The sequence below is a fragment of the Leptospira perdikensis genome (assembly GCF_004769575.1).
Classification (GTDB): Bacteria; Spirochaetota; Leptospiria; order Leptospirales; family Leptospiraceae; genus Leptospira_A; species Leptospira_A perdikensis.
Genome location: NZ_RQGA01000003.1, coordinates 301,073 through 325,591, shown reverse-complemented (window position 1 = coordinate 325,591; position 24,519 = coordinate 301,073). Strand labels below are relative to the sequence as shown.

Genomic DNA, 24,519 nt, shown 5'->3' with positions numbered 1-24,519 from the left:
AAAAACGACTTTCACTACTCAATGAATCTCTAAACTTTTCCCTAAAGAAGGTTTCTATGCACGGGGAAGAGTCACTATTACAAGACATTGGTCTTAGTATTATTTTCGCAACAGTCTTAAGTCACATTGCCAGAGTCCTCAAACAGCCGTTAATTTTGGGTTATATCATTGGTGGAGCCATGCTCGGCAAGGAAATGGGATTCGAACTTGTCACAAACGAAGCAAGTATCGAACTCATATCAGAGATCGGACTCATCCTACTACTTTTCATCATTGGATTAGAAATCAATTTGGCTGAACTCGCAAAAATGGGTAAGGCTATGTTCACCCTAGGTATCCTCCAATTTACCCTATCCGTTGCTTTTGTGTATTCCGTGTTTCCTTTTTTTGGACTTTCTATTGGTTCTGAAAAATTTGACCTTCTTTACATTGCAGTAGCCCTCTCACTCAGCTCTACATTAATCGTTGTTAAGTTACTACAGGACAAAGTAGAAATCAATACCCTCTCCGGAAAATTAACCGTAGGGGTTTTGGTATTCCAAGACATATGGGCCATTTTGTTTATGGGGGTACAACCCAACTTAAACAATCCGGAGATTTTGAAAATCCTCACATCTGTTGGAATCATTGTTTTACTCATTGCATTTAGTTTTAGTGTCAGCCGTTATGTTTTAGCAAGATTATACAAAGCTTGCGCCAGTAGCCCCGAACTCATACTTTTAACATCCATTATGTGGTGTTTTCTTGTCTGCGGGATTGCAGGGGAAGCAGGCCTTTCGAAAGAAATGGGTGCCCTTGTTGCCGGTATGAGTATTGCAGCCTTTCCTTATGGAGCAGATGTTATCTCCAAACTCATCGGAATTCGAGATTTCTTCGTAACTCTTTTCTTTGTGGCTCTCGGACTGAAAGTTCCTCTGCCTAGTTTGGAAGTGATTGGATTGTCTGCAGCCATCATCTCTCTAATGTTATTTGTTAGGATGATTACCATTGCTCCAGTCATCATCAAACTCAACAAAGGGGTTCGTAATGGATTTTTGACCGCACTCAACTTAGCGCAAATATCAGAATTCTCTCTCGTCATTTTAGCATTAGGTGCTGGATTCGAACACATCACTCCTAAACTACAAGCTGTGATTTTGACTTCTACTATCATCGCTTCTGTTTTATCCACATATATCATCATGTTTAACCATGACATTGCGGCTACTTTTGAAAGACTTCTTGCTCGTGTTGGAATCTCTGATCAAACAGAAGAATCATCCAAAGAAGATAAATCCGGTCAGGGTGGGCATGGGGGACACGGAGATGGTATGGTTCGAGACATCATTGTTCTTGGATACTTCCGGATCGCTCGTGCTTTTGTGGAATATTTAGAAGATCTGTCTCCATCACTCATCAAACGGATCATCATTGCTGACTACAACCCAGCCTTCAAAGAGGAACTCACAAACAAAGGCTTCCAGTGGGCTTATGCGGACTTGGCTCATCCAGATTCATTGTCCCATATTGGGCTTCATGATGCATCGATGGTCATCTGTACTATTTCAGATTCTTTTTTGAAAGGAACAAATAACAATCGTTTGCTCTCGACTCTAAGTAAACTCGCGCCGAATGCAAAAATCATTCTCACCAGTGACGAACCAGGAGAGGCTAAAAAGTTAGTCGCTGATGGAGCTCAAAAAGTGATCATTCCTGGTGTCATTACCGGAGAATTTTTGTATGATTATATCTCTCGTGGGATGAGAAATAACGAAAGAGTCGTATAATCAGTATCAATTCCTTCAGAGGAAACTCGGATCGAATCAAATTGACTTAAACAAATTCGTAATCCAAATTAGAGAAGCTTAATTCTAAAGAGCCGGTAACAGAATACCGGCTCCCCTTCTTTATCTTCAAAGGGATCAGAAACTAGATTTTTCCCATATCAATCACAAACCGATAACGAACATCACTTTTTAAAACTCTCGCATAAGCCTCGTTCACCTGGCTTGGCTCAATGAGTTCAATCTCTGGAGTGATATTGTGTTTCCCACAAAAATCCAACATCTCTTGTGTTTCTTTGATCGAACCAATCGCAGAACCTGCAAAATTTCTCCTCATCATAAGGAGTGGGAAAGGATGAAGGGATAGTGGTTTGTCAGGGGCACCGACAGACACAAGAGTTCCATCTAACTTTAGAAGACCAAAATAATCTGCCATATTCAAATCGGCAGAAGAAACTGTATTGATAATTAAATCAAATGACAAAGCATTTTCTTTAAATACTTCCTTTAACTTAGTGTGAAGAAAACGATCGGCTCCTAGTTTAATTGCGTCTTCTTTTTTATTTGCCGTTTGGCTAAGAACTGTCACTTCGGCGCCCATTGCTTTTGCAAGTTTGACCGCCATATGCCCAAGCCCACCGAGACCCATCACTGCCACTTTTTTTCCTGGCCCCGTTTTCCAATGGTTTAACGGAGAGTATGTGGTAATCCCTGCACAAAGTAGTGGAGCCGCAGTTTCGAGTGATAAATTATCAGGAATACGAAGAACAAAATCTTCATTCACAACAATCACATCAGAATATCCACCTTGTGTGATTCCAGATCCATCTCTTTCTAAGGAACCATAAGTCAGTGTATTTCCTGGAATACAATATTGTTCCATTTCCTCTTTACAATGGGCGCATTCTCGACAAGAATCCACCATACAACCAACACCTACTCGATCACCTACTTTGTATTTGGTGACTTTGGAACCAACAGTTCTGACAACGCCGGCGATTTCATGGCCGGGAACCATTGGGAATGGAGATCCAAATCCCCATTCATCACGTGTCATGTGTATGTCTGAATGGCAAATTCCAGAGTATTTGATATCGATGACAACATCATGTTCTTTTGGATCCCTTCTTTCAAAACTGTAAGGGACAAGTGCTTCTTTTGCTTTTAATGCAGCGATTCCTTTTGTTTGGATCATATTCAATTCCTACCTATTTTTTTATTTTAATTTCTATTTCAAATTTTCTTTAAAGAAAGATACGATTGTATCAAAAGGAATTTTATCCATGCGATCATACAAGTCTACGTGATTGGCATTTGCTACGATAAGTAGTTCCTTTGGTTCACTAGCCGCTTTGTATACATCTTCACTGAAATAACGTGAATGAGCAGAGTCACCAGCGATGAGTAAAATTGGCCTTGGTGAAATTTCTTTCACGTAAGTGAGAAGAGGCATATTCATAAAAGACAGAGGTGTGGTAGCCGTCCAAGCTCCATTCGAGTTTGGTGAATTTTTATGAAACCCTCTAGGAGTGCGGTAGTATTGGAAAAATTCTTCCGTGATCGGGCTTGTATTTCCCTCTAAAGTTTCCGGAAGGATTCTTGGGCCAGGTGTGGGTTTTCCATTTTGAGCATCCACATTACGCTGTTCACTCAAAGATTCTAAGAATGATGATCGTCCTTCTTTTGTTAGACTGTCATTCAATCCTTTTGCCATCACCCGTGACATATCATACATACTAGTTGTGACTACCGCTTTGATACGTTTGTCAACGGCGGAAGCATTGAGTCCCATTCCACCAAATCCACAAATACCAATGATTCCAATTCGATTGCGATCTACAGTTGGTAACAATCCAAGATAATCAACTGCCGCACTGAAATCTTCTGTATTGATATCGGGGGAAGCTACGTTACGAGGTTCCCCACCACTTTCACCAGTATAGGATGGATCAAAGGCAATGGTAACAAATCCTCTTTCTGCCATCGTCTGAGCATAAAGACCCGATGATTGTTCTTTCACTGCACCAAAGGGACCACTGATGGCAAGAGCTGCTAATGGTTCTGAACCTCTATCTTTTGGCAGATACAGATCACCACTCAGTTTGATTCCATAACGATTCATAAACTGAACTTTTTTATGTTCTACTTTCTCACTTTGCGGAAATGTTTTATCCCAGGTTGGGAACTTTGAACAACTCATTCCCAAACCAAAAATAATCCCTAAGATACCGAACTTTCGGATGAATTTACGATTGATCACTTCTTTCTCCTCCTTTCTCGGATCATCTACCTTGCCCATAAAAACGGGGAGTGGGGTGATATCCTACCAAAAGTATACTTGCATAATACTCTTAAATTTTGATGTAAACAATACACAGAAGTCCAAAACCTTGCCTAATCCTATGTAGTTTAAAAATTTATAGTTGTTTTTAGCGGAAATTGGAGTTTCATTTCAGGAATGGGGCAAATCCACGAAAACAACCAAGAGATCGTAAAGATCCTCGCACGAATTTTGCCAAAGGAAAAAAACCTGGAAACCCTGATCCCAGGAGTCACAGTTTTTCGCATCGATAAGTCTTTTGTGCGTGTGCCACTCACATATCATCCGCGCATCATTCTGATGGCCCAAGGGAAAAAACGTGTGTTTATCGGAGAAGATACTTATACCTACGACCCATCCCAATACCTCGTTCTTTCTGTTCCCATTCCTTTGGAATGTGATGCTGTTGCGGAAGTAGGCAAACCCATATTAGGTTTTGGAATCGATGTGGATCCAGCAGAAGTTGCCGAAATTCTTTTACTCACTGAGGAAACCAAATATTCAGGAGAAAATTTACCAAAAGGAATTTATGGAGCCAGTGTCACAGAAGAAATCTCTGATGCCTCACTTCGCCTGATACAAACTCTAAATTCCAAAGCAGATAGTTTAGTTCTTGGGAAATCCATCGTACGTGAAATCATCTATCGTGTGTTAAAAGGAGAGAATGGAGAGGCTTTACAAGCATTGGCACATAGAAATCGAAAATTTTTCCAAATTTCACAAATCCTCAGTCGCATTCACAAAGAATACGATCAAAATTTAGATATTGGTGAATTAGCAATTTCTTGTGGGATGAGTGTATCCACATTTCATGTTTCTTTCAAAGCAGTCACAAACTCATCACCTTTACAGTACATCAAAACAGTAAGATTACAAAAAGCGAGAAGTCTTATGATCACAGAAGGAACCAATGCCATCACTGCTGCGGAACGAGTGGGTTACGAAAGTCCTTCGCAATTTAGTCGAGAATACAAACGGTATTTTGGATTGTCACCTGCAAAGGACCAAACACAACAATTGTTATCTGTTGAGACTTAATTGATTTCGATTTTGTTTAAATCAAACCCTTCTCTTTAAAGTCTCGAATCACCACTTCTAAATCAGCAGGTGAATCCACACCTAAATTTGCTTTATCAGAAAGATAAACTCCAATCGTCGATCCATTCTGCAAAGCACGAAGTTGTTCCAATGATTCGACCGTTTCCCAATCGGAAGCCGGCAAATGGTTGTACTCCATTAAAAATTCTCTTTCGTAAGCATAAATTCCTAAATGCCTGTGATACGTAGCATCACCTTTGAAAGAAGCGGGAATGGGAGAACGTGAAAAATAATTGGCACATCCCATTTTGTCAAAGACCACCTTTACTTTGTTAGGGTCTTTTGGATCTTCGGATGTGGTAAAGGGAACAGCGGCCGTAGTCATTTCCCAATTTCTATTTTTGGTTTTGAGACCTACCACCCCATCGATGAGGTTTGGTTCCATCCCAGGTTCATCCCCTTGGATGTTGACAATGATTCCAAAGTCTGGATACTTTTCTGCCACTTCGATGATTCTATCAGTTCCAGTAGGATGATCGGGACTTGTCAACACAGACTCTCCTCCAAAAGATAAAACAACATCATGAATTCTTTTGTCATCAGTTGCCACCACCAAACGGTGGATCGATTTAGAAAGGGAAGCGTGGTAGTAGGTCCACTGGATCATTGGTTTGGAACCAATGAGGGCCAGTGGTTTTCCAGGAAGCCTTGTGCTCGCGAAGCGCGCAGGAATCACACCGAGGATTTGGTCGGACATAAGTCCTAGTTTACCAAGAACTCGGTAAAGTAAACCTCTTTGATTTTTCCATTGGTCAAAATATGATTTAAGTGAGCTTTGAGTTCTTCACGTAAATCCAATTGGTTCGTAATGGATTTTAGATCGTCTTTTGTTTTTCTTGCAATGACTAAGTTAATGATGTTTTGCATTTGAGCCACACGTGCAGCTAGTTCCGCAGAAAGAGCAGGTTGTCCTGATTCAAATCCAAGAGACATTTTTAACTTAACAAAATGTGATTCACCAACATCAGAAGTATTCACTCTAAATTCTTCTTGAAATGTGTAAACTTCCAAAGGAGGGGGAGCTTTCACAAGAGAGATATTCTTTTGTTGTTTGAACACACTTGTTGCCGTTTTTTGAGCAACAAACATTGATATAACGGTTACAATGATAATCCCGAATATGGCAGCAGCAATGTACAATAACCATTTTACAATGGGGGACATCCCTGCAGAGGCGGAACTACCTTCGGCTAACCCACCTTCTTCTTCATCTACTTCACGGTCACCCATGTTAAAATTCTCCTTCTACATTTGTTTCAGTGTTCGGCAAACGAGTGTCAGGTAAACCATACTTACTTTCCCCTGGTGCACGTTTGGTAGACTTCTCGGTTAGGATGATGATATCCACTCTTCGGTTGAAAGCTTTGGCTTCCGGTGTACCTTCATTTTCCAATACAAGAGGTCTGTAGGATCCAAAACTTACAGCTTGGAACCAACTTGGCTCAATTTCTTCTGAATTGATCATAAAAACGGTAGCATTGACTGCTCTTGCTCCCGCCAAATCCCAGTTATTGATATATTCACGTTCTTCACGGCCAGGACGATTCACAGGATTGACCGCATCATCATCGCTATGTCCTTCTACCCGAACAAATCGTTCGAGTCCTTTGATAAGACCTGCAGCTTTTCGTAATGTCTCACGAATGGAGGGTGTCATGATCGCGGAACCCGGATAAAAATAATCAGCACCCACAAGGGAAATCACAAGTCCTCTTTCGTTTTCAGAAATTCGAACTTTTCCAGCTTCTACTTCTGGTTTAAAAACTTCATGTGCATCTTTTTTTGCTTTGGAAAGGTTACGTCCTACTACTTGAGAAGGAAGAGATTCAATCTGCATACCCATCTCTTCCAAAGAACCTTTCGAAAGTGTTTGTCCACCGGTGAAAAATCCCGTAGTGGATTTGAATGCAGATAAAATGATCTGCATCTCCTTTGCATCTGTTTTACCCGTTGTATACAAGAGAATAAAGAAACAAAGAAGAAGTGTCACCATGTCCCCGTAAGTTGCCATGAACTCGGGAACTTTTTGGATACATTCAGGACATTTTTCTTTCTTAGACGCCATGGTTTTTAGTATTAATCTCCGTCGTCTTTGAGTGCCGTTCTTTCAGCAGGAGTTAAGAAACTCGCAAGTTTCTCTTTTACAATCCTTGGGTTGTCTCCAGATTGAATAGAAAGAGTACCTTCCACCATCACTTGTTTGATCACAAGTTCATCTTCCGATCGTCTCGTTAGTTTTCTAACGATAGGTGCTGCAAATAAGTTCTGAGCGAGTGATCCGTACAATGTGGTAATAAGTGCCGTTGCCATACCTTGTCCAATCGCACTTGCATCCCCACCACCTAAGTTCTTTAACATCCCCACAAGACCCACGAGGGTCCCAAGCATTCCGAACCCCGGCGCAAAACCAGCGTAAGCATCCCACCAAGAACGACCATAAGCATGTCTTGTGGCTGTGTTCCCAATTTCGGTTTCCATAATATTTCGAACTAGTTCAGGGTCAGTTCCATCCACTACGAGTTGGATTCCCTTCTTTAAAAATTCTTCAGGAAGTTCATTGATATCATCTTCTAAGGCAAGTAAACCTTCACGACGAGCTTTTTCAGAAAAACTAACTAGTGTCGTAATCAGACCAGGTAAGTCTGAGGGTGGATTTTGGAAGGCTTTTTTAGTAACGGCTCCTACTCCAATGGTGGAAGTCCATGGGAAGGAAATGATCGTAGCGGCGGCAGCACCACCAAATGTAATCATGACCGAGGGAATATCGATAAGGTCTGTTAATGCAAGACCCCCCGAAACAACCCCAAGTAACATCAAGGCCGCTCCAAGGGCCAAACCAATGACTGTAGCTATATCCATTTCTTATGTTTCCTCAGGCATCTTCACATTCACTCGGGGGAGGTTGTGGATTCTCGTTTGGTAGGCGACTACCTTTTCCACAACTTCCGCAACAGGCTCTTGTACAATGAATTTCTTCTCATTCACAAGAGTGATGATCGTATCCGGGTTTGCTTCGATGGTCTCAATCAAATCTGCATTGAGAACAAATTCCGCACCTTTGAGTCGATGTAATATGACCAGGAGATCCCCCTTCAGAGATTTCTACTTATGTCTATCGACTACCTTTCGAATTTCGCTTACGAATTTTTCTTCTGTAAATCGATTGATGGAATTTTGGAAATCCCCTCGTTTGAAATGGATCTTTTCTGCCCTTTGGATGGCCTCATTTAAGGATTTTACGGTCTGTTCCTTAAAAAATACACCGGTTCTGTCCTCTTTAACCGACTCCAGGGCACCTCCCTTCCCGTATGCGATGACGGGAGTGGCATAGGCCTGGGACTCAACGGGAGTGATTCCAAAGTCTTCCATTCCGGGAAAAATAAACCCACGGGCCTTTTTGTAGAGTTCGACCACTTCCGTACGAGGGAGGCCCTTTTTCCAAAGGATGTTTTTGGGAAGGTTTTTCACGAGTTTCCCTTCTTCCTGACCTCCACCCACAAGGATGAGTGGTTTTCCGTTTTCGCGGAAAGCTTCAATGGCAAGATCAATTTTTTTATAGGGAGCAAAGGCCGAAACCATCAGATAATAATCATCTTTAGAAACATCATTCACTCGGAAGTCTTGAGGCAAACACGGTGGATAAACAATTTTATAATCTCGGCGATAGTATTTTTGAATCCTACGACCCACAAAATGCGAGTTACATGTAAAATAGTCCACTCGGTTGGCAGAAGCTGCATCCCAAGTACGTAGATAATTAGCAATGGATTGTAAAAGGAAAAATTTAAATCCCTTTCTACCGGGAAAATAATCATAATACATATCCCAAACATATCGCATCGGGCTATGAACATAACTCAAATGGAAAGTGTCTGGATGAGGGATGACTCCTTTGGCAACACAGTGCGAAGAACTAATCACTACATCATAACCTTTGAGATCCAAAGACTCAATGGCCGTAGGAAATACTGGTAAGTAGTAACGGTAGTACTTTTCTTTAAAGGGAAGATTGTTTGTAAAGGCAGTTGTGATTTTACGTCCTTCAATCCTATCGTTTAGTTTTCCTTTGGAATAAAAAAGAGTAAATAAATCCGCTTCTGGAAAAGCTTTTAATAAACTATCGAGTACTATCTCTCCACCGCGCATACCGGTGAGCCAATCATGTATAATTGCAACTTTCATTAATCTTGTGGTCCAATCCTTCTTCCCGTAATTGGCGTTGTACGTCCGTAATACGATGCTGTAATCAAAAATGGAATTGGCATGGTGTTCTCTAAATTCCTAGAACTTTCCATATAACGCCTTCCTTCTTTTCCAATGGTTTCTGCGTCCTTTACAGTCGCAAGAAGTTCATCATACATTTCCGTACTTCCTATTAATTTGGGAATTGTACCTTCTGTACGATTTAATTTATCGGATATAGAACGAAAATCCAATGTGATTTGCCTGAGGTCGGAACGATTTTCTTCCATTGTCACGGAAGTTGCTTTGAAAAAATCATCAAAATACCGAGCCGAGGGTAAATAGTCAGGAGTTTTTTCCCCTTCCCGAAATGTCGGTTTGAAAAAAGGACGTTTCCCATCCGAACTTCCCGGATTGATATTAATGATCCTTCCCGAAAACAAAGTCACCGTTTGAAAGTCTACTTCGTAATTATCCCAGAGAGTTAAAGGATCTTCCAAAGCAATATGAAGCTCAATCGCATGATCCATGTTATGGTCGAGAAATCGCCGGTCAGGTACATCAATGAGTGGCCTCGAATCAATATGGGCCACGTAACCTTTCGGAATCCCTAAAATCCGAACCTCGGTTCCTTCTTTGATTCCATCGATGCGAGAGTAAAAAAGCGATAACCTGTAAGGATATTTTTTGGCCGGGCGATCCGGTTCAATGACGGTTGTGAAAAAAGCGAAGACCAAAATAGAAAAAAAAACGATCCCTGTTAGGGCTTCCTTCGATAACTTTTTTGATTTCACGGCAGACTTAAAATTCTTCCTCCGAAAGAAAGAGTTGGCAAGCAGATTTTAAATGACTGAATGGGACGAGATGAAAGCAGTCACCATCCTAAAATACGACGAATCCGAACCCCAGTTGGAACTCCGTGAAAAAGAAATTCCCACACCGAAAGACAACGAAGTGCGGATCAAAATCCACCTTTCACCAATCAATCCTTCTGACCTAATGTTCATTCGTGGACTCTATGGTTTTAAGAAAAAAGCACCGGTAGCAGCCGGATTCGAAGCTAGTGGGGTTGTTGATGCTGTTGGTAGTGCCATCAAAACTCTGAAAGTAGGAATGAATGTCTCCTGTGTAGCTCCTCAAAATGATGGATCCTGGGCAGAATATATGATTACTACCGAAGACAACTGTTTACCGTTAGTAGATGGAGTGAGTCTGGATGAAGGATCTAGTTTTTTTGTAAACCCAATGACTGCTTGGGCGATGGTTTCTCGTTGTACAAAAGAAGGACACCCTGCTATGATCCAAACGGCAGCAGCCAGTGCATTGGGTAAAATGGTAGTACGACTTTGTAAAGAACGTGGAATTCCATTAATCAATATTGTACGAAAGAAAGAACAAGAAGACAACCTTACTGAAATTGGAGCAGAAAATATTTTAAACTCCACTTCACCGAATTACCAAAAAGATTTATTCAAAATTTCTAAGAAACTAAATGCAACTTACGCCATTGATGCAGTGGCAGGAGAAACAGCACAATCTCTTGTAGAATGTATGCCTTATGGATCAAAACTTGTTTGTTATGGTGCTCTATCGGAAAAACCATTTTCAGTAAATTCCGGAATCATTTTATTCCAAAACAAAAAAGTGGAAGGATTTTGGTTGTCTTCATGGATTTATGAAATTGGATTAGAGGAGTTTCAAAAACAAGCCAAAGAAGCACAGAAATTTCTAAAAACAGTTTTCCAAACAAAAATCAACAAACGGTTCAAATTCGAAGAGTATCAAGAAGGTTTGGAATTTTATAAACAACATATGACCGAAGGGAAGGTAGTATTTGGTCCGTAGATATTTATTTCTATTCATAGTTCTATTTTCAATTGTTCTCACTCATTGTCTTAGTGAAACAAAAAAGAATTTAGAAAGTCTCAAGGCTTGTAAGTTTGATTTGGTGGATGTTCGTGTAGATCTAAAACCAAATCCAAATTTTCCTTTGATCCCTTTGGTGGATTTGTATCCGCAAGTTTCTGTATCCAACCCAAATGATACCAAGGTTAGCATTTACCAATTTGATTTGGAGATAGAACTCATCACTCCGAAGGGAAAAGAATATATCGGAAAACTCCAAAACGAAACCCCTCTTGAAGTAGGCCCAAATTCAGAGTCGTTCGTGGTTCTAAAGTTAATCCCTGATCAAAAACAATCCATCCTTCCCAAACTCCTCCTTCTGGCAAAACAACTTTCGGAAGTCGCAAGACGTGGAGAAGATGCAGAATTTGAAATTTATGGAACCGTTCAGGTGGATAGTGCTTTCGGAAAACTTCCTATCCCTGTCAGGGAAGTGTCTCGGATCAAACTTAAAAAATGAAATTATTTTTTCAAAGGGTGTGGTTGTTTCCTATTCTCTGCACCAGTTTACCTTTTCATTGCATTCAAAATAGAGATGATTTGTTTTATTCCTCACGAGAAGGGAATCAAAAAATTTTTGAAGCCTATACTCTTAAAAATTCGGCCTGTGGTCGTGAAAAACTTCCAGGTGCCCTATTCCTTGGTCGAGTCAAAATTGATGATTTAAAACTATGTATTCGTGCCATTGAACTTACCAATTGTGTTACATGGAATACAGAAGGTTATCTCCCTGATTCTTGTAAGGCAATTGGAACGAGTTTTCGATAGTTATGTGGCGTTACTTATTTGATTTGTCCACCGCTGAAATTTTCCTATTCGCATCACTCGCGTTTGCTGGCATTTTCCTTCTACTTTTTGGGAAACTCAGAAAAAAAGAAACTCCAACAAATGTAAAATCAAAACAAGGTTCTGGACCAGAAGATTCATCCAACCAAAATTCAGGGAAACCTAAAAAAGATTCAAAACAATCCAAAGATAACAACCTAAAGGTGATGGAAGTTTTTGATTACAATGGAACAAAAATTCTACACCAAGACGGTGCTTATACAGTGAATGACCAAGGTGTGGTTACCAATTATATGAATTGGAATCTGCTTCCCTCCAAATACCAAAAAATGGTAAAGGAATTGGATAACAGATCTTTGGGAGAAAAAGGAGAGGATTATTTTTTAGAAATGATCAACGGCTTTTATTATGTGTCACTACCGGGTGGAAAGAAAAAAAAATATGATTCTATCCAAAGTATCCCGGCAGACATTCGTAAACGATTGGGTGTTTAAACTTTTAAGTAGATAATACCCCTACTTTATTTTTTAACTTTGATTTTTGTTTGGATTCTTGTAAGGAGAGTTTCCTTTCTTTTTGTTCCCGATCACGAAGAAGACCTTCTTCTAAAACTTTTTTGGGTGGTTTTTTTAAATCCCAAACAATTCCAAATAAACTAAGTGTCTTTAATATATAATAAGAAATATCAACTTCATACCAATAGAAACCTTGATTCACTGAAGAACAGTAGTAGTGATGGTTATTGTGCCAACCCTCTCCCATGGTGAGAAGTGCGAGCCAAAGATTGTTTTTACTTGTATCCCTTGAATCGTAACGAACCGAACCATAAACATGAGAAAGAGAGTTGATGGTCCAAGTAGCATGACCTAAAAAGAAAGTAGATACTGCATAACCATATACAAGCCAAGCCCAACCACCAATAAGATAAAGTAAGACCGCATAACTTAAAGGTGCGATCCAGTGGAAACGATCCAGAAAACGTAATTCTGGATATTTATAAAAATCAGGAATGAGTTTGGCTTCGTAATCATTATAATCATCTCGAAGAAACCAAAACATATGGGAATACCAAAACCCTTTACGAGTAGGAGAATGGATGTCCTTTTCTGTATCGGAATACTTGTGGTGGTTTCTGTGATGAGCCGCCCACCAAAGTGGACCTTTTTGCATGGCCATCGCACCGATCCAAGCTAAAACAAATTGAAACAGACGAGAGGTTTTAAAGGAGGCGTGGGAAAAATAACGATGGTAGGCAGCGGTGATTCCAAACATCCGAAGGAAGTAGGAAGCGACAGCGACCCAAACGAGGGACCAGGAAAACGGAACAGTAAAAACGGTTAGGACAGTGGCTTGCACCAAAAAGAACAAAACAAGGAAAAGGAAAGGAGCTTGTTCTTTAACAAGGGGCTCAACGGTTGCAGGAGAAGAATTCATTTAGATTAACCTACCGAGTTGGAGTCCTCTATGGTCGTTTGGTTGCAAAAAAATTCATTCTACTTGATTCCCGATTTGCTTGTAGCACCCTGTCCATATACCCATGTCATCGAAAATCGTTGTCCAAAAATACGGTGGAACCTCCGTTGGTGACACCACTAAAATCCAAAATGTGGCCAGACGTATCAAACGTTACCACGACGAAGGCCAAAAAGTAGCTGTTGTAGTTTCTGCAATGGGACATACTACAGACGAACTCGTCGACTTGGCTGACCAGATTTCTAAAAATCCTCCGAAACGTGAAATGGACATGTTGCTCTCCACGGGCGAACAAGTGTCGATTGCTCTTCTTGCCATTGCGCTGAACGAACTCGGAGTGCCTGCTCAGTCTTTTACCGGCTCTCAATTAAAAATCCTAACCGATGGAAACTTTTCCAACGGAAAGATCGAGATGATCGATCGTTCTCGTATCGATGAAGCATTTAACAAGGGAAAGGTGGTTATTGTTGCTGGGTTCCAAGGAATCGATAAAGACGAAAACATTGTCACCCTTGGTCGTGGTGGAAGTGATACTTCTGCTGTAGCACTTGCTGCTGCTCTTGGTGCCGATGAATGCGAAATTTATACTGACGTGGATGGAGTTTATACTGCCGACCCACGAAAGATCCCAACTGCAAAAATGCACAAACAAATTACATACGAAGAAATGTTGGAACTTGCAAGCCTTGGTGCTGGAGTCCTTCACTCTCGAAGTGTGGAATTAGGTATGAACTATAACGTGGTCATCCACGTACGATCCAGTTTCCACGATAAACCGGGAACTTTAGTGATGAGTGAGGACAAAATTATGGAAAAAATGAAAGTAAGTGGAGTTACCGCCAAAGGTGACCAAGCTCGAGTAACGATTGCTGACGTAAAAGACAAACCAGGAATTGCGGCAGAGTTATTCACCCAATTAGCAAACAAAGATGTGATTGTGGATGTCATCGTTCAATCTTCTCCAAGAGACGGAATCAATACCATTTCATTCACAATTGCCAAAAAAGACATTTCAGCAACAAGGCCAATCATTGATGCTTATGCTAAAGACCATGGAAATGGAAAGGCAGAAATTGATGAGAACATCTCTATCGTTTCTGCAGTAGGTGTTGGAATGAAATCCCATGTAGGTGTGGCAGCAAAAATGTTCCAATCACTTGCGGAAAAAAACATCAATATTGAAATGATTTCCACTTCCGAAATCAAAATTTCCTGCGTCATCAAACAAAACCAAGCGGAAGATGCAGTAAAGGCTTTACACACCACGTTCATCGGGTAAGTTTACGACCGTATGCAAAAAGGATCACGAATGTCTCGAGTTTTCGTTTTGTTTTTTGCAACGGTTCTTGTCTTTAGCCTTCTCTTTTCCCCTAATCAGAGTTTAAGCTCTTATGAATCCTTAAATGCGGTTCTTGCTATCGTTGGACCAAAGTCCATTTCCACCTTGGATTATGAAGAGGGTGTCGAACGTTATAAAAACCTCTCTCGATTTTTCCCGAACTATCGAAAAAAAGGATCCCTACATGCACAAGTCATCGATTTTTTAATCGATAGGGCCGTGGTGGATAATGCCGCTGATGAAGAATCCATTCAAGTGAATGAAAAGCGAATTGAAGCAGAAATCCAAAAAAGGATGGAAGCACAAGGAATCAGCGATCTCGAACAGTTTAAAAAGGCCGTTCAAAACCAATTCAATTTACCTTATGATGTTTGGTTGGAAGATTTACCGTACCAAATTAAAAAAGGACAACTCCTTCAAATCAAAGTAAGTCCACCGTTGCCTTCCGAACAAGAAATTCTCTCTTGGTATAACAAAAACAAGGCGAAGGTAGGGTCAGAGTTTAAATTTCGAGAAATCGTTTTATCACCATCCAATACTTCTATCGATGAAGAAACTCGCGTTTTTAACGAACTAACAGAAATCAGAAACAAATCTTTAAAAGATCCTTCTTTCTTTAAACTAGTGGCTTCTGGTCCAAGAAATGAATCAAGGTATCGTTTGAATGGAGGTTTGGTTAACTGGGTTCCCACATTTGAATTATTCAAATCGCAACCAACTACAGCTTCCGTATTATCACAAGTAGGTGGTCCTGGCAAAATCTCTGAGGTTTTCCGTGATGATCGTAAAAGATATTGTTTGGTTTATATTGAAGGAATGAGACCCACTCCACTGGATGCCGTCAGAAAGGGAATCCAGGGATTTTTATTCCGAGAAAAGGAACAAACTTCTTTTGAAGAGTGGGTTGCCAATACTCGTAAAAATACTGCAATCTCTATCTTTGATGCCATCTATATCAAAGAACACAATATCAGTAACCCGGAAGAAAAATACAATTTAGACTGATGATGAACCGAAAGGACTATAATCCAAGTTTTGCGGTAGTTTATTTGGACTCCCAATCGATTCTATTTTTAAATCAAAACTTTAAAGTCGAGTTGTGGGAAGAGTTTCTCAGTAGATTGTCTCAGGTATTCCCTGGGATCCAAATCCATATCAATACAGATCCCACACTTTCTGAAAAAATAAATTCCAGTTCTTTGAAAGGCAAACTCCATCTCCATGAAGCTGTTTCCAAAGAATATGAGTTCTTACTCAAACTAGGTCAACAATTACCCGAGTCTAGGTTTAAAGATCCTGATTGGGATGAAGTTTGTTTTCTTTATTTTACAGGGATTTCTCCACTACTCGACACCCACCTAACAGAAAAGTCATGGAATCGCCACAGGAATTTTTTTAGCCAATATTCTTATTCAGAAAATTTACCACCTGGTCTTACACCTACAATCATCACTCGTGAGTTTTTGACTTCCTTGCCAGATACTTTGGCAACCGACATCCATTCATTTTTTCTAAAGAATATTAACCAATATGATGTAGATATCTTTTACCAAGCTCCAGACCTTCGCCAACTGCGACTAGACTTTCGATTGGCATCAGTTCGGTCTTTAACCCTCGTCCGAGGTCTATTGTCTTTTGGAGAAGTATTATTATACGAAAACATACTTCCAAAGTTAAAAGAAAATCCAGAACTCTTTCGTAGTGCTCCATCCTATTTGGAGTGGGAAATCTATAAAGGTTGTGAACTTAAATGTACGTTTTGTCCACGAGAGTTTGTTGATACTAACAACGATGGAAGTTTTGTTTCTGTAGAGAATGTAAAAAAAACAATTTCGAAACTCAACACAGAGCTCACTTCCCCAATTACCATCAGCCTTTCCGGAAATGGAGAACCACTCCTCCATCCTGAATTTCAGTCTGTAATCATCGAAATTTTAAAACTAGAATTTCTTACAGAACTTATCATTGAAACTGCGCTGTATACAAATACGGAATCGTTACTTTCTCTGATTGGTAGTCTCAATCCTTCTGAAAAAGAAAAACTTTGTATCATTGTCAATGTGACGACTCTAAAACAGGAAGTTTATCAATCCTTATATGGTAAACCCGAACTGGAAAAAGTTTTAAATAGTATTAATCAACTTTCCGAAATTCTTCCAAGCCGATCGCTTCATGTTCAAATGATCAAAATGAAAGAAGTGGAAGAGGAAATAGATCCATATTTCACTTTCTTTGAAAAAAAAGGAATCAACATCATCTTACAAAAATACAATACCTTTGCAAAAAAACTTCCTGAACGAAGGGTGAGTGATCTCACTCCCATTCACAGAGATTATTGTTGGCATTTGGTTCGTGATTTGTCTGTCTCAGTGGATGGTTCAGTATCCATTTGTAAACAGAATCAAACAGAAATGATTGGGAATTTATATTCCGAACCATTCAATGATGTTTGGCGAAAAGGGTTGGATTTTTTTAAGTATAGTTTTAATGGTGAACACCAAAAAATCCCCGCTCCTTGTTTGAATTGTGATGAGTGGTATACTTTCAACGCTTGATTGTTTTGCCTTCATTCAGGCAAGACTAGGATCCACACGACTTCCCAATAAAATTCTAAAATCCATACCAGAAAATTCGAATACTTCTGTCCTAGACCATATCCACAACAGACTTTCTACCATTTTTCCCAAAGACCAAATTGTATTTTTAATTCCTGAAAATGATAAAAACCTGATCGATTTTCTAAATACAAGAAACTACCAATCCTTTGTTGGTTCGGAGCTGGATGTGAGAGATCGCTTCCGTAAGGCCAGCCTACATTTTAACGCAAAACATATATTTCGTTTAACGGGTGATAACCCCTTTGTGGATTTAGAATCAATTCGATATTTGTATGAAGCCCTGACCACTATCTCCAATACCCATTACAGCCTTTCCATTGTAGGCCTTCCCCTCGGGATGGGTGTAGAATGTTTTTCAGCAGAATCTCTATTTTATGAAACCGAAGGCCCAGCCCCCGAACGACACACGGAACATGTATCTCTTCATATCAAAGAACACCCAGAAATCCATGATCAATATAGGCTACAGCCACCTCATTTAGACCAGCTAACGAATGATAAATACAGCTCCCTACGTATCACAGTAGATGAACCAAAAGACTATGAACTTGTTTGCAAACTATGGCAAAAACTAGGATCTAAAGATCCTTTTTTTGGAGCCAAGGAAGTGATCCAACTCGCAAAAGATAATCCGGAAATTTTCTCCATCAATTCTTCTGTAGAACAAGTGGTTTTTCAACTTCCGAAAGTACAAAAAGAATCAAAAAAAGTAAGGATTGTATATGGCGAACCTTCGCAGTTTGGATCAGGCCACTGGGAACGATGTAAATCCCTCTCCTTATATTTAGAAATCAAAGGATACAATGTAGAACTTTCTACGAAAGCTGATCCGAATTCTAAAAACCTACCGCATATTTTAGATGTTCGAGAGAATGAATATACTTTGCCAAATCAGTTTTATATCGATAATATCCACCACCCACCAACAGAACCCAATGCTAGTTTCTTTTTACCAAATCCAGTAGCACCCAAAACAAACTTAGAATCCGTTTCCTATTTTAGTTCTCCTCTCTCTGAATTGGATTGGACAGAAATCACAATGAAGGGACACCTCCTTGTTTACGCAGGCCATTTAAACCAGGAAGAATCAAAACAAATTGATAGGTATTTAACACAATTTTTAAATCAAACCAATTCGGAAGAACAACCTAATATAGATTTTGTGACTAGGATTGGAGGGACTCCACCGATAGATGGAAATATAAAATATCTACCTCGAGTCTCTTATATCCAATTTTTAAAAGAAATTCAATCTTCGGAATTTGTACTCACTTATTTTGGACAGACTATGATGGAGTCTATGGCAAAGGGGAAAAAGGTTTGTTTGGTAGGAATTACACCCGTACACGAATCCTTAGGTAAATTTGCAGAACTAGAATTAGGAATTCCCTATTTAGGACCACTTTCTTCATTATCTACGAATCAAAACTTTCCAGATGTTTTTCCTCATTCAAAAATAAAATTAGTTCGCGATGCTCACTTAAAAATATTGAAATGGTTAGAATCAATTTATGAAAGCTAAAATTCAAATTCTAATATTAGGACTTCTTCTTTTTGTATCAATAAATCCTATTGTTTCTGAAACAGAAGATAAAGAGACTGTCGAAATCAATGCAAAGATTGAACTCGAAAAAGTTAGTCGTAATATCATCAATGCTCTTCGTTATGGAAGGTTTCTTTTAGCTGATACTGAATGGAAAAAAATCCAATCAGACGTTTACAAATCATATCCTGAGTATGATTATTTAAACGGAAGTTTATTGTATTCTAGAATGGAATGGCAAGAAGCAAAAGAAAGTCTAAACAAAGCTCTAAAAAAAGAACCCAACCATGAAGCAGCAAGTTTCCTACTTGGAATGATTTATGCGCAAGAAGATAGTTGGTCCGAAGCAAAAGATACTTGGACTGAAACCAATCAAATCTCTCCATACAATCCTTTTTATCATTATAATTTAGGACTTGCTTACTATATATTAAAAGACTATAACAATGCGATTTTATCTTTAAACAAATCATTGGAATACAAAGCAAACTATAACGAAGCAAAATTCATTTTAGCAAAAACTTATTTAGAACTGAATGAAACGGAAAAAGCTAAAGTGGAACTCACAACCATTTTAGAACAAGATCCAAAACACATCCAGGCATCTCACTTAATGGGTCGTGTAATTTATTCTAACGAAAAAGATCCTAAAAAATCCCTTACCTATTTAAAAAATCCGAAACTCCTTGGATGGAGAGAAAAAAAAGTATTCGCAAGATGTTATTTTGAAATCCGAAAGTGGAGAGATGCGGAAACTCTTTTACGTCCCATCGCATACTCACCATTTGCTGATGAATATGATCAAAGTTTTTATCTGAATTTACTTTTAAATTTAGGATATGATGAGAGAGCTAACGACTTCTTTCACTTCATCCAAAAACAATCACAAAACGAATCCAAAATAGCTGAGGCATACAGGATGTTACTCTCTTCCCGAGAGGGAAAAGATTTACTTTATCACTACTTCAAACTGCGTTATTAGTTTGTTTAAAATACTAAAAAGTTAAGAATTAGAATCTAAATGATAAATCCTAATTCTTAATACTAATTTAGATAAATTAAGAAACGACGATGTCGGTTTTGGCTTGAGTGTATTTCCATTCTACAGCCACACGAATTAGTTTTTCGTTTTCCGTAATGCTGAGTTTAGATTTGATTCGAGATCTTAAGGTTTCAATCGTAGAAGGTGCAAGGCCCATATTGGCTGCAATTTCCTTCACCGGCATACCTTCGCCGATCATCAGAAACACTTCCAATTCACGATTAGACAATCTGTCGATAGGGTCTTTTTCGTCTTTTTGAGAGGCTCTATATAAATGTCCAAGCAGTCGTGTGGCTTGCGAGGAACTTACAAAATAATCGCCTTTTAATACTGTATGAATGGCTTCTACAATTTGTGTGGTTGTGTCTTCTTTAAAAACATATCCCATAGCACCTAATTTAAAGGCGCGATCTACAAATGTATCATCCGTCAACATACTAATAATGATGACGGCGATGTTAGGAAAAGTTGTTCTTAGGCGTTTGAGTAACTGCAAACCATTTTGGTTCTGTTTGAGTTGGATATCAATTAAGACCAAACTAGGTTGCAGTTTTTCTATATCATTAAATGATTTTTCAATGTTATCCGCACTCCCGATGCACTCTAAATCTTCTGATTTAGCTATTAAGTTTTGTAGTGCATCTACTACAAGAGGGTGGTCATCAACGATATAGACTTGTTTCTTCATATTTTCCGGCTCTAAGATTCTTTTAAAGCTGCGATCATCTCTTGAGTTGCTTTTTTACCATCACCAAACAACATCAAACAGTTGTCAGCAATGAAGAGTGGGTTAGGCACTCCTGCAAATCCAGGACTCAAGGAACGTTTGATCACAACTACCGTTTTTGCATTTCCAACATCCAAAATCGGCATACCGGCAATCGGTGATTTTGGATCTGTTTTTGCAAGTGGGTTAGTCACATCATTCGCACCATTGACTATCACAACATCAACATTTTCGAAAGTACTATTGATCTCGTCCATCTCTTTCAATCGATCATAAGGAATATCTGCTTCAGCAAGTAATACGTTCATATGACCAGGCATACGACCTGCAACTGGATGAATTGCAAATGTTACATCGATACCACGAGCAGTTAAAAGTTGGTATAAATCCCGAACAGTATGTTGCGCTTGTGCTACAGCCATACCATAACCAGGGACAATCACTACACTTCTTGCTACATCTAAAAGCATAGCAACTTCTTCCGCACTCGTTGATTTGACTTTACCTGAGTAAAAATCGCCATCATCTTTCATTTCTGTAGCGACAGCCCCGAATCCTCCGAAGAGAACGTTCGTCAAACTACGATTCATCGCTTTACACATGATTTGTGTTAGAATGATTCCAGAAGCACCCACAAGGGATCCAGAAATGATAAGAACATTATTATTAAGAACAAATCCGGTAGCTGAAGCAGCAATTCCCGAATAGGAGTTAAGAAGGGAGATAACAACCGGCATGTCAGCTCCACCAATTGGAATCACAAGGAATATACCAAGCAGTAAACTCACTCCACTTAAAATCCAATAAATAGATTCATCCGTTGGTTCTAAACATCCATAAACACCAAGACCAATTGCAGTAAGACCGATTAAGATTTTTACCAGTTGATCTCCAGGATAACGAACTGCTTTTTCTGTAATAAAACCTTGTAACTTACCGAAGGCGATAAAACTTCCAGAGAAGGTGATACCACCAACAATGGCAGAGAAAACTATGGAAACAATCTCTTGGTAATTAACTGCGGTTGCATACTTAGGAATGGAAAGTTGTAATGCAGCACCTGCAACAAAAACAGAAGCAATTCCACCAAATCCATTTAAGACAGCTACAAGTTGTGGCATGGCAGTCATTTGGATTTTGATCGCTAAGATGATACCGATAAGAGATCCAATAAGAACTCCAACAAGGATCCAATCATAAGTTAAGATGGCTTGGTCGAAGAGAGTTGCAACAACGGCAATGAGCATACCCAAGGCACCGAGTAAGTTTCCTCTGGTTGCTGTTTTTGGATGAGCCAGCTGTTTGATTCCCACAATAAAAAGGATGGAAGCAACGAGATATGTTAGGTTAAGAATGCTAAGTAGTTCCATTATTTCGGCGTATCCTTTTTCTTAAACATTCCAAGCATTCTGTGAGTTACGAGAAACCCACCTACTACGTTGATCGTAGCAAAAATTACCGAGAGAAGACCCAAAATTTTGGTAATGTTACTTTCTTGGATTCCGGCAGCATAAAGAGCACCAATTAAGGTAATGCCGGAAATGGCGTTGGAACCCGACATAAGCGGGGTGTGGAGGATGGGAGGGATTTTTGTGATGATTTCAAATCCCACGAAGATCGCGAGGACGAAAATCGTGACGGCTGTAACAAATATTTCCATATACTAGTAGTAGTTATGGAAAAATTGGCCATTTTGGAAACAAAATTTTACACAGTTTCCCCACCCACTCACCCTCTATGGGTGGTTTTCCCGCATTTTCGGGCCTTCGTTCCCATTCTCTTTCTTCATGGGATGGAAAATCTTCCACAAATGGTTTTGTTCCCATTTCCATTTTACCAAATCCAAATTTCCATAAGGGCTTGGCTAAAATCAACCCGTCGTTCAATAACGTGATTCGTTTTACGATACACCAACGCCTTGTTAGTTTTAGTTTTCTCTTTGACAAAACCCAAAATCTAATCAAAGTTCGGAATGGGTGAATCATGAAATCCTATCTCGTTTTGTTTTTCTTTCTTTGCAATTGCCAAATTAGTTGGTATCACACACGTGTTTCGCCAAATCCAGGTAACGAACTGCCTCTTTCTGAAGGACCAAATGTTCTGGGAGAGGCAGGGACTTCTTGTTTTGTTTCAATTATGAAGTTCAAAGAAGCAAATTCTGCGAATGAAATCTCTCCTGAAAATTCAGGTGCCATCGATCCTCAATTCATAGAAAACATTCGTACAAACTTAAAACTCAAAAATACAAACACGAGACATATTAAACAAATTTATGGAATCCCTGAATCTTGGCCCCATAAAAAAGATCTAGAATCATTTCGTACAGAGAGATCATTCGAAAGGTTCAAACAAATTAAAAACATAACTGCGACACCTCAAGATAAAAAAACTCTAGTGAAATATGCAGAAATTACGGATGCAGATACATTTTTTTATACCTCGGAAGATATCTCACTCATGTTTAGCGATGTTGAAAACTGTGATACATACTATCACTTGTATTATTCAAAACGAGAAAAAGATAATTACAATGTGATTCTATTTTTAGTTTCACTCGGAATCATTCCCGCAGTGAATTATGAAAATCATTATTTCACAGTGCAGAAAAGAAAACCACGTGAACTAAAACCAACCTTCACCACCTATAAATTTGGATATCGAAGACTCATCAGTTGGCTTCTATTACCAACTTTTAACATTTTTAATGAAGTAGAAAACTACAATCAGGACAACCGATTTTTTGATCGCACTAAAGATAAATTTTTGGCTACACTAGAAAACAAAAATGACCAATCTATGCCGGTCAAACGATTGTATCCAGTGTATGGTGATGTATTGGGGAACACATATTCTTCAGATTCCGAATTATTCAAAACACAAATCCCTGTGGATAAACGTTATGCAGTACTTCGTGATGGAAAAAAGAATGTCAGTTTTTTCGATCCGATCCATGGGCTTTTTAAAATTCAAGCCATCAACGTGAACGAAAAAATAAATTCAGACATCATTACAGATGGTATTGAAAAAACTCTAAAAAACTTTATCACTACCAATCTCGTAGATAAAATAAAGAAAAAATATCCTCAGTCTGGAATTCTCAATGAAATCTATTCATCAGATTATCGTGACGGTACATATACCTTTACTTTGGAAGTGGCAAAACCAGAACCAGGAAAAGATCAGTTTAAAAAGGAATACTTTGTTTTCTCTTGTTTCAAATCTCAAAGCCAAATTTATATTCTATCGAGAAGTTTGCCGAACGAAACAAATCCAGAAACCTTACCTAAGTTAGCAGAGACAAGTATATTGGATTTTTACCCACAAGTTAGATTTCAATCCAAATATATAGAACCAAAACCTCTCAACTTAGATGTCGCAATGAATGAGGGAAAGAAAAAATCTAATAACGGAGATGATGACGACGACGACGACGATGATGATGATGAGGAAGATGAAGAAGGGGAAGAACTTGCCGGAGGAGGAGGTGGCGGCGGAAGTGCTGGTGCCGAAATTGACCTTGGTGGTTTATTTTCCCTCTTAAAAGAAAGAACCTATATCCCAAAAGGGAAAATGGATATCAAACCGGGGCGGTTCAAATTCAACAATGCACGTTTCAACACACCTAAGATGAATAGTTCGAAATTTCATTTTAAACCTGCACGAACTAAAAATTTCTCCAGTCCCGGAAAGTGGAGGCGGTAAAATGTTTTGTCACTCGCTAAT

At 39.2% G+C, this 24,519-nt stretch carries 25 protein-coding genes; 12 read left to right on the top strand and 13 right to left on the bottom strand.

Annotated features, from left to right (window positions below; all coding sequences use genetic code 11):
* The first annotated feature begins 56 nt into the window (after positions 1-56).
* Complete coding sequence (locus EHQ49_RS02885) at positions 57-1,766, top strand: cation:proton antiporter (protein ID WP_135576158.1); 1,710 nt, start codon at positions 57-59, stop codon at positions 1,764-1,766.
* 142 nt (positions 1,767-1,908) lie between these two features.
* On the opposite strand, the gene EHQ49_RS02880 is transcribed toward EHQ49_RS02885, so the two are convergent.
* Both EHQ49_RS02880 and EHQ49_RS02875 read right to left on the bottom strand, forming a co-directional pair.
* Positions 1,909-2,958: an NAD(P)-dependent alcohol dehydrogenase gene (locus EHQ49_RS02880; RefSeq protein ID WP_135576157.1), complete on the bottom strand. Its 1,050-nt coding sequence runs from the start codon at positions 2,956-2,958 to the stop codon at positions 1,909-1,911.
* 33 nt (positions 2,959-2,991) lie between these two features.
* Complete coding sequence (locus EHQ49_RS02875) at positions 2,992-4,023, bottom strand: alpha/beta hydrolase (RefSeq protein WP_244241313.1); 1,032 nt, start codon at positions 4,021-4,023, stop codon at positions 2,992-2,994.
* Positions 4,024-4,221: 198 nt separating this feature from the next.
* On the opposite strand from EHQ49_RS02875, the gene EHQ49_RS02870 reads away from it, so the two are divergent.
* Complete coding sequence (locus tag EHQ49_RS02870) at positions 4,222-5,121, top strand: AraC family transcriptional regulator (RefSeq protein ID WP_135576155.1); 900 nt, start codon at positions 4,222-4,224, stop codon at positions 5,119-5,121.
* Positions 5,122-5,137: 16 nt separating this feature from the next.
* Here the strand turns inward: EHQ49_RS02870 and kdsB are convergent, their stop codons facing one another.
* The 7 genes from kdsB to EHQ49_RS02835 are packed head-to-tail and all read right to left on the bottom strand — an operon-like array spanning position 5,138 to position 10,157.
* The gene (gene kdsB / locus EHQ49_RS02865) at positions 5,138-5,878 is read right to left on the bottom strand and encodes a 3-deoxy-manno-octulosonate cytidylyltransferase (RefSeq protein ID WP_135576153.1); all 741 of its coding nucleotides are present in this window, start codon (positions 5,876-5,878) and stop codon (positions 5,138-5,140) included.
* A 5-nt stretch (positions 5,879-5,883) separates the two neighbouring features.
* Positions 5,884-6,411 (bottom strand): flagellar basal body-associated FliL family protein, encoded by a 528-nt coding sequence (locus EHQ49_RS02860; protein ID WP_135576151.1) that lies wholly within the window; start codon positions 6,409-6,411, stop codon positions 5,884-5,886.
* A gap of 1 nt (position 6,412) precedes the next feature.
* Positions 6,413-7,246, bottom strand: coding sequence for a flagellar motor protein MotB (motB, locus tag EHQ49_RS02855; RefSeq protein ID WP_135576149.1), 834 nt, complete (start codon positions 7,244-7,246; stop codon positions 6,413-6,415).
* A gap of 11 nt (positions 7,247-7,257) precedes the next feature.
* Entirely contained in the window at positions 7,258-8,040 is a 783-nt protein-coding gene (locus EHQ49_RS02850) for a motility protein A (protein ID WP_004784282.1), read from the bottom strand.
* A 3-nt stretch (positions 8,041-8,043) separates the two neighbouring features.
* Entirely contained in the window at positions 8,044-8,262 is a 219-nt protein-coding gene (locus EHQ49_RS02845) for a flagellar FlbD family protein (protein ID WP_135576147.1), read from the bottom strand.
* 21 nt (positions 8,263-8,283) lie between these two features.
* On the bottom strand, positions 8,284-9,363 hold the full coding sequence (locus EHQ49_RS02840) for a glycosyltransferase (protein WP_135576145.1): 1,080 nt from the start codon (positions 9,361-9,363) through the stop codon (positions 8,284-8,286).
* Positions 9,363-10,157, bottom strand: coding sequence for an MlaD family protein (locus tag EHQ49_RS02835; protein WP_135576143.1), 795 nt, complete (start codon positions 10,155-10,157; stop codon positions 9,363-9,365). Before EHQ49_RS02835 ends, EHQ49_RS02840 begins: the two co-directional genes overlap by 1 nt.
* 52 nt (positions 10,158-10,209) lie before the next feature.
* Here EHQ49_RS02835 and EHQ49_RS02830 point away from each other — a divergent pair, with 52 nt between their 5' ends.
* From EHQ49_RS02830 to EHQ49_RS02815, 4 genes are read left to right on the top strand one after another with little or no spacing between them, the layout of a single operon-like run.
* Positions 10,210-11,208 carry a zinc-binding dehydrogenase gene (locus EHQ49_RS02830; protein WP_135576141.1) on the top strand — a complete coding sequence of 333 codons (999 nt, stop codon included), beginning with the start codon at positions 10,210-10,212 and terminating at the stop codon, positions 11,206-11,208.
* Entirely contained in the window at positions 11,198-11,728 is a 531-nt protein-coding gene (locus tag EHQ49_RS02825) for an LEA type 2 family protein (RefSeq protein WP_135576139.1), read from the top strand. The genes EHQ49_RS02830 and EHQ49_RS02825 overlap by 11 nt, the downstream gene beginning before the upstream one ends.
* Positions 11,725-12,036, top strand: a complete 312-nt coding sequence (locus EHQ49_RS02820; protein WP_135576137.1) for an LIC13255 family lipoprotein — start codon at positions 11,725-11,727, stop codon at positions 12,034-12,036. The genes EHQ49_RS02825 and EHQ49_RS02820 overlap by 4 nt, the downstream gene beginning before the upstream one ends.
* Positions 12,037-12,038: 2 nt before the next feature.
* Positions 12,039-12,548 carry a hypothetical protein gene (locus tag EHQ49_RS02815; RefSeq protein ID WP_135576135.1) on the top strand — a complete coding sequence of 170 codons (510 nt, stop codon included), beginning with the start codon at positions 12,039-12,041 and terminating at the stop codon, positions 12,546-12,548.
* A 4-nt stretch (positions 12,549-12,552) separates the two neighbouring features.
* On the opposite strand, the gene EHQ49_RS02810 is transcribed toward EHQ49_RS02815, so the two are convergent.
* The gene (locus EHQ49_RS02810; RefSeq protein ID WP_135576133.1) at positions 12,553-13,488 is read right to left on the bottom strand and encodes an acyl-CoA desaturase; all 936 of its coding nucleotides are present in this window, start codon (positions 13,486-13,488) and stop codon (positions 12,553-12,555) included.
* A 103-nt stretch (positions 13,489-13,591) separates the two neighbouring features.
* Between EHQ49_RS02810 and EHQ49_RS02805 the strand changes: the two genes are divergently transcribed.
* From EHQ49_RS02805 to EHQ49_RS02785, 5 genes are read left to right on the top strand one after another with little or no spacing between them, the layout of a single operon-like run.
* Positions 13,592-14,806, top strand: a complete 1,215-nt coding sequence (locus EHQ49_RS02805; RefSeq protein WP_135576131.1) for an aspartate kinase — start codon at positions 13,592-13,594, stop codon at positions 14,804-14,806.
* Positions 14,807-14,818: 12 nt separating this feature from the next.
* Positions 14,819-15,871: a putative peptidyl-prolyl cis-trans isomerase gene (locus EHQ49_RS02800; RefSeq protein ID WP_135576129.1), complete on the top strand. Its 1,053-nt coding sequence runs from the start codon at positions 14,819-14,821 to the stop codon at positions 15,869-15,871.
* Positions 15,871-17,421: a spiro-SPASM protein gene (locus EHQ49_RS02795; protein ID WP_135576127.1), complete on the top strand. Its 1,551-nt coding sequence runs from the start codon at positions 15,871-15,873 to the stop codon at positions 17,419-17,421. Before EHQ49_RS02800 ends, EHQ49_RS02795 begins: the two co-directional genes overlap by 1 nt.
* Positions 17,396-19,006 (top strand): cytidylyltransferase domain-containing protein, encoded by a 1,611-nt coding sequence (locus tag EHQ49_RS02790; RefSeq protein ID WP_135576125.1) that lies wholly within the window; start codon positions 17,396-17,398, stop codon positions 19,004-19,006. The genes EHQ49_RS02795 and EHQ49_RS02790 overlap by 26 nt, the downstream gene beginning before the upstream one ends.
* Positions 18,996-20,009: a tetratricopeptide repeat protein gene (locus tag EHQ49_RS02785; RefSeq protein ID WP_135576123.1), complete on the top strand. Its 1,014-nt coding sequence runs from the start codon at positions 18,996-18,998 to the stop codon at positions 20,007-20,009. The genes EHQ49_RS02790 and EHQ49_RS02785 overlap by 11 nt, the downstream gene beginning before the upstream one ends.
* A gap of 76 nt (positions 20,010-20,085) precedes the next feature.
* Here EHQ49_RS02785 and EHQ49_RS02780 read toward each other — a convergent pair whose 3' ends face one another.
* Genes EHQ49_RS02780 through EHQ49_RS02770 form a run of 3 tightly spaced genes read right to left on the bottom strand, consistent with a single transcriptional unit; the run spans position 20,086 to position 22,456 of the window.
* A complete protein-coding gene (locus EHQ49_RS02780) occupies positions 20,086-20,757 on the bottom strand; it encodes a response regulator transcription factor (protein WP_002977218.1) in 672 nt (223 codons plus the stop codon).
* An 11-nt stretch (positions 20,758-20,768) separates the two neighbouring features.
* Positions 20,769-22,166, bottom strand: a complete 1,398-nt coding sequence (locus EHQ49_RS02775; RefSeq protein ID WP_135576121.1) for an NAD(P)(+) transhydrogenase (Re/Si-specific) subunit beta — start codon at positions 22,164-22,166, stop codon at positions 20,769-20,771.
* The gene (locus EHQ49_RS02770; protein ID WP_039937055.1) at positions 22,166-22,456 is read right to left on the bottom strand and encodes an NAD(P) transhydrogenase subunit alpha part 2; all 291 of its coding nucleotides are present in this window, start codon (positions 22,454-22,456) and stop codon (positions 22,166-22,168) included. The genes EHQ49_RS02775 and EHQ49_RS02770 overlap by 1 nt, the downstream gene beginning before the upstream one ends.
* 323 nt (positions 22,457-22,779) lie before the next feature.
* Here EHQ49_RS02770 and EHQ49_RS02760 point away from each other — a divergent pair, with 323 nt between their 5' ends.
* A complete protein-coding gene (locus EHQ49_RS02760; protein ID WP_135576116.1) occupies positions 22,780-24,498 on the top strand; it encodes a hypothetical protein in 1,719 nt (572 codons plus the stop codon).
* The last annotated feature ends 21 nt before the right edge of the window (positions 24,499-24,519 follow it).

Bases quoted from the DNA above. Each gene is read 5' to 3' on its own strand.
- EHQ49_RS02785 (WP_135576123.1), top strand. From the start codon at position 18,996: ATGAAAGCTAAAATTCAAATTCTAATATTAGGACTTCTTCTTTTTGTA.
- EHQ49_RS02790 (WP_135576125.1), top strand. From the start codon at position 17,396: ATGAGTGGTATACTTTCAACGCTTGATTGTTTTGCCTTCATTCAGGCA.
- kdsB (WP_135576153.1), bottom strand. From the start codon at position 5,878: ATGTCCGACCAAATCCTCGGTGTGATTCCTGCGCGCTTCGCGAGCACA.
- EHQ49_RS02870 (WP_135576155.1), top strand. From the start codon at position 4,222: ATGGGGCAAATCCACGAAAACAACCAAGAGATCGTAAAGATCCTCGCA.
- EHQ49_RS02810 (WP_135576133.1), bottom strand. From the start codon at position 13,488: ATGAATTCTTCTCCTGCAACCGTTGAGCCCCTTGTTAAAGAACAAGCT.
- motB (WP_135576149.1), bottom strand. From the start codon at position 7,246: ATGGCGTCTAAGAAAGAAAAATGTCCTGAATGTATCCAAAAAGTTCCC.
- EHQ49_RS02885 (WP_135576158.1), top strand. From the start codon at position 57: ATGCACGGGGAAGAGTCACTATTACAAGACATTGGTCTTAGTATTATT.
- EHQ49_RS02850 (WP_004784282.1), bottom strand. From the start codon at position 8,040: ATGGATATAGCTACAGTCATTGGTTTGGCCCTTGGAGCGGCCTTGATG.
- EHQ49_RS02830 (WP_135576141.1), top strand. From the start codon at position 10,210: ATGACTGAATGGGACGAGATGAAAGCAGTCACCATCCTAAAATACGAC.
- EHQ49_RS02760 (WP_135576116.1), top strand. From the start codon at position 22,780: ATGAAATCCTATCTCGTTTTGTTTTTCTTTCTTTGCAATTGCCAAATT.
- EHQ49_RS02820 (WP_135576137.1), top strand. From the start codon at position 11,725: ATGAAATTATTTTTTCAAAGGGTGTGGTTGTTTCCTATTCTCTGCACC.
- EHQ49_RS02880 (WP_135576157.1), bottom strand. From the start codon at position 2,958: ATGATCCAAACAAAAGGAATCGCTGCATTAAAAGCAAAAGAAGCACTT.
- EHQ49_RS02775 (WP_135576121.1), bottom strand. From the start codon at position 22,166: ATGGAACTACTTAGCATTCTTAACCTAACATATCTCGTTGCTTCCATC.
- EHQ49_RS02780 (WP_002977218.1), bottom strand. From the start codon at position 20,757: ATGAAGAAACAAGTCTATATCGTTGATGACCACCCTCTTGTAGTAGAT.
- EHQ49_RS02770 (WP_039937055.1), bottom strand. From the start codon at position 22,456: ATGGAAATATTTGTTACAGCCGTCACGATTTTCGTCCTCGCGATCTTC.
- EHQ49_RS02860 (WP_135576151.1), bottom strand. From the start codon at position 6,411: ATGGGTGACCGTGAAGTAGATGAAGAAGAAGGTGGGTTAGCCGAAGGT.
- EHQ49_RS02795 (WP_135576127.1), top strand. From the start codon at position 15,871: ATGATGAACCGAAAGGACTATAATCCAAGTTTTGCGGTAGTTTATTTG.
- EHQ49_RS02815 (WP_135576135.1), top strand. From the start codon at position 12,039: ATGTGGCGTTACTTATTTGATTTGTCCACCGCTGAAATTTTCCTATTC.
- EHQ49_RS02800 (WP_135576129.1), top strand. From the start codon at position 14,819: ATGCAAAAAGGATCACGAATGTCTCGAGTTTTCGTTTTGTTTTTTGCA.
- EHQ49_RS02805 (WP_135576131.1), top strand. From the start codon at position 13,592: ATGTCATCGAAAATCGTTGTCCAAAAATACGGTGGAACCTCCGTTGGT.
- EHQ49_RS02840 (WP_135576145.1), bottom strand. From the start codon at position 9,363: ATGAAAGTTGCAATTATACATGATTGGCTCACCGGTATGCGCGGTGGA.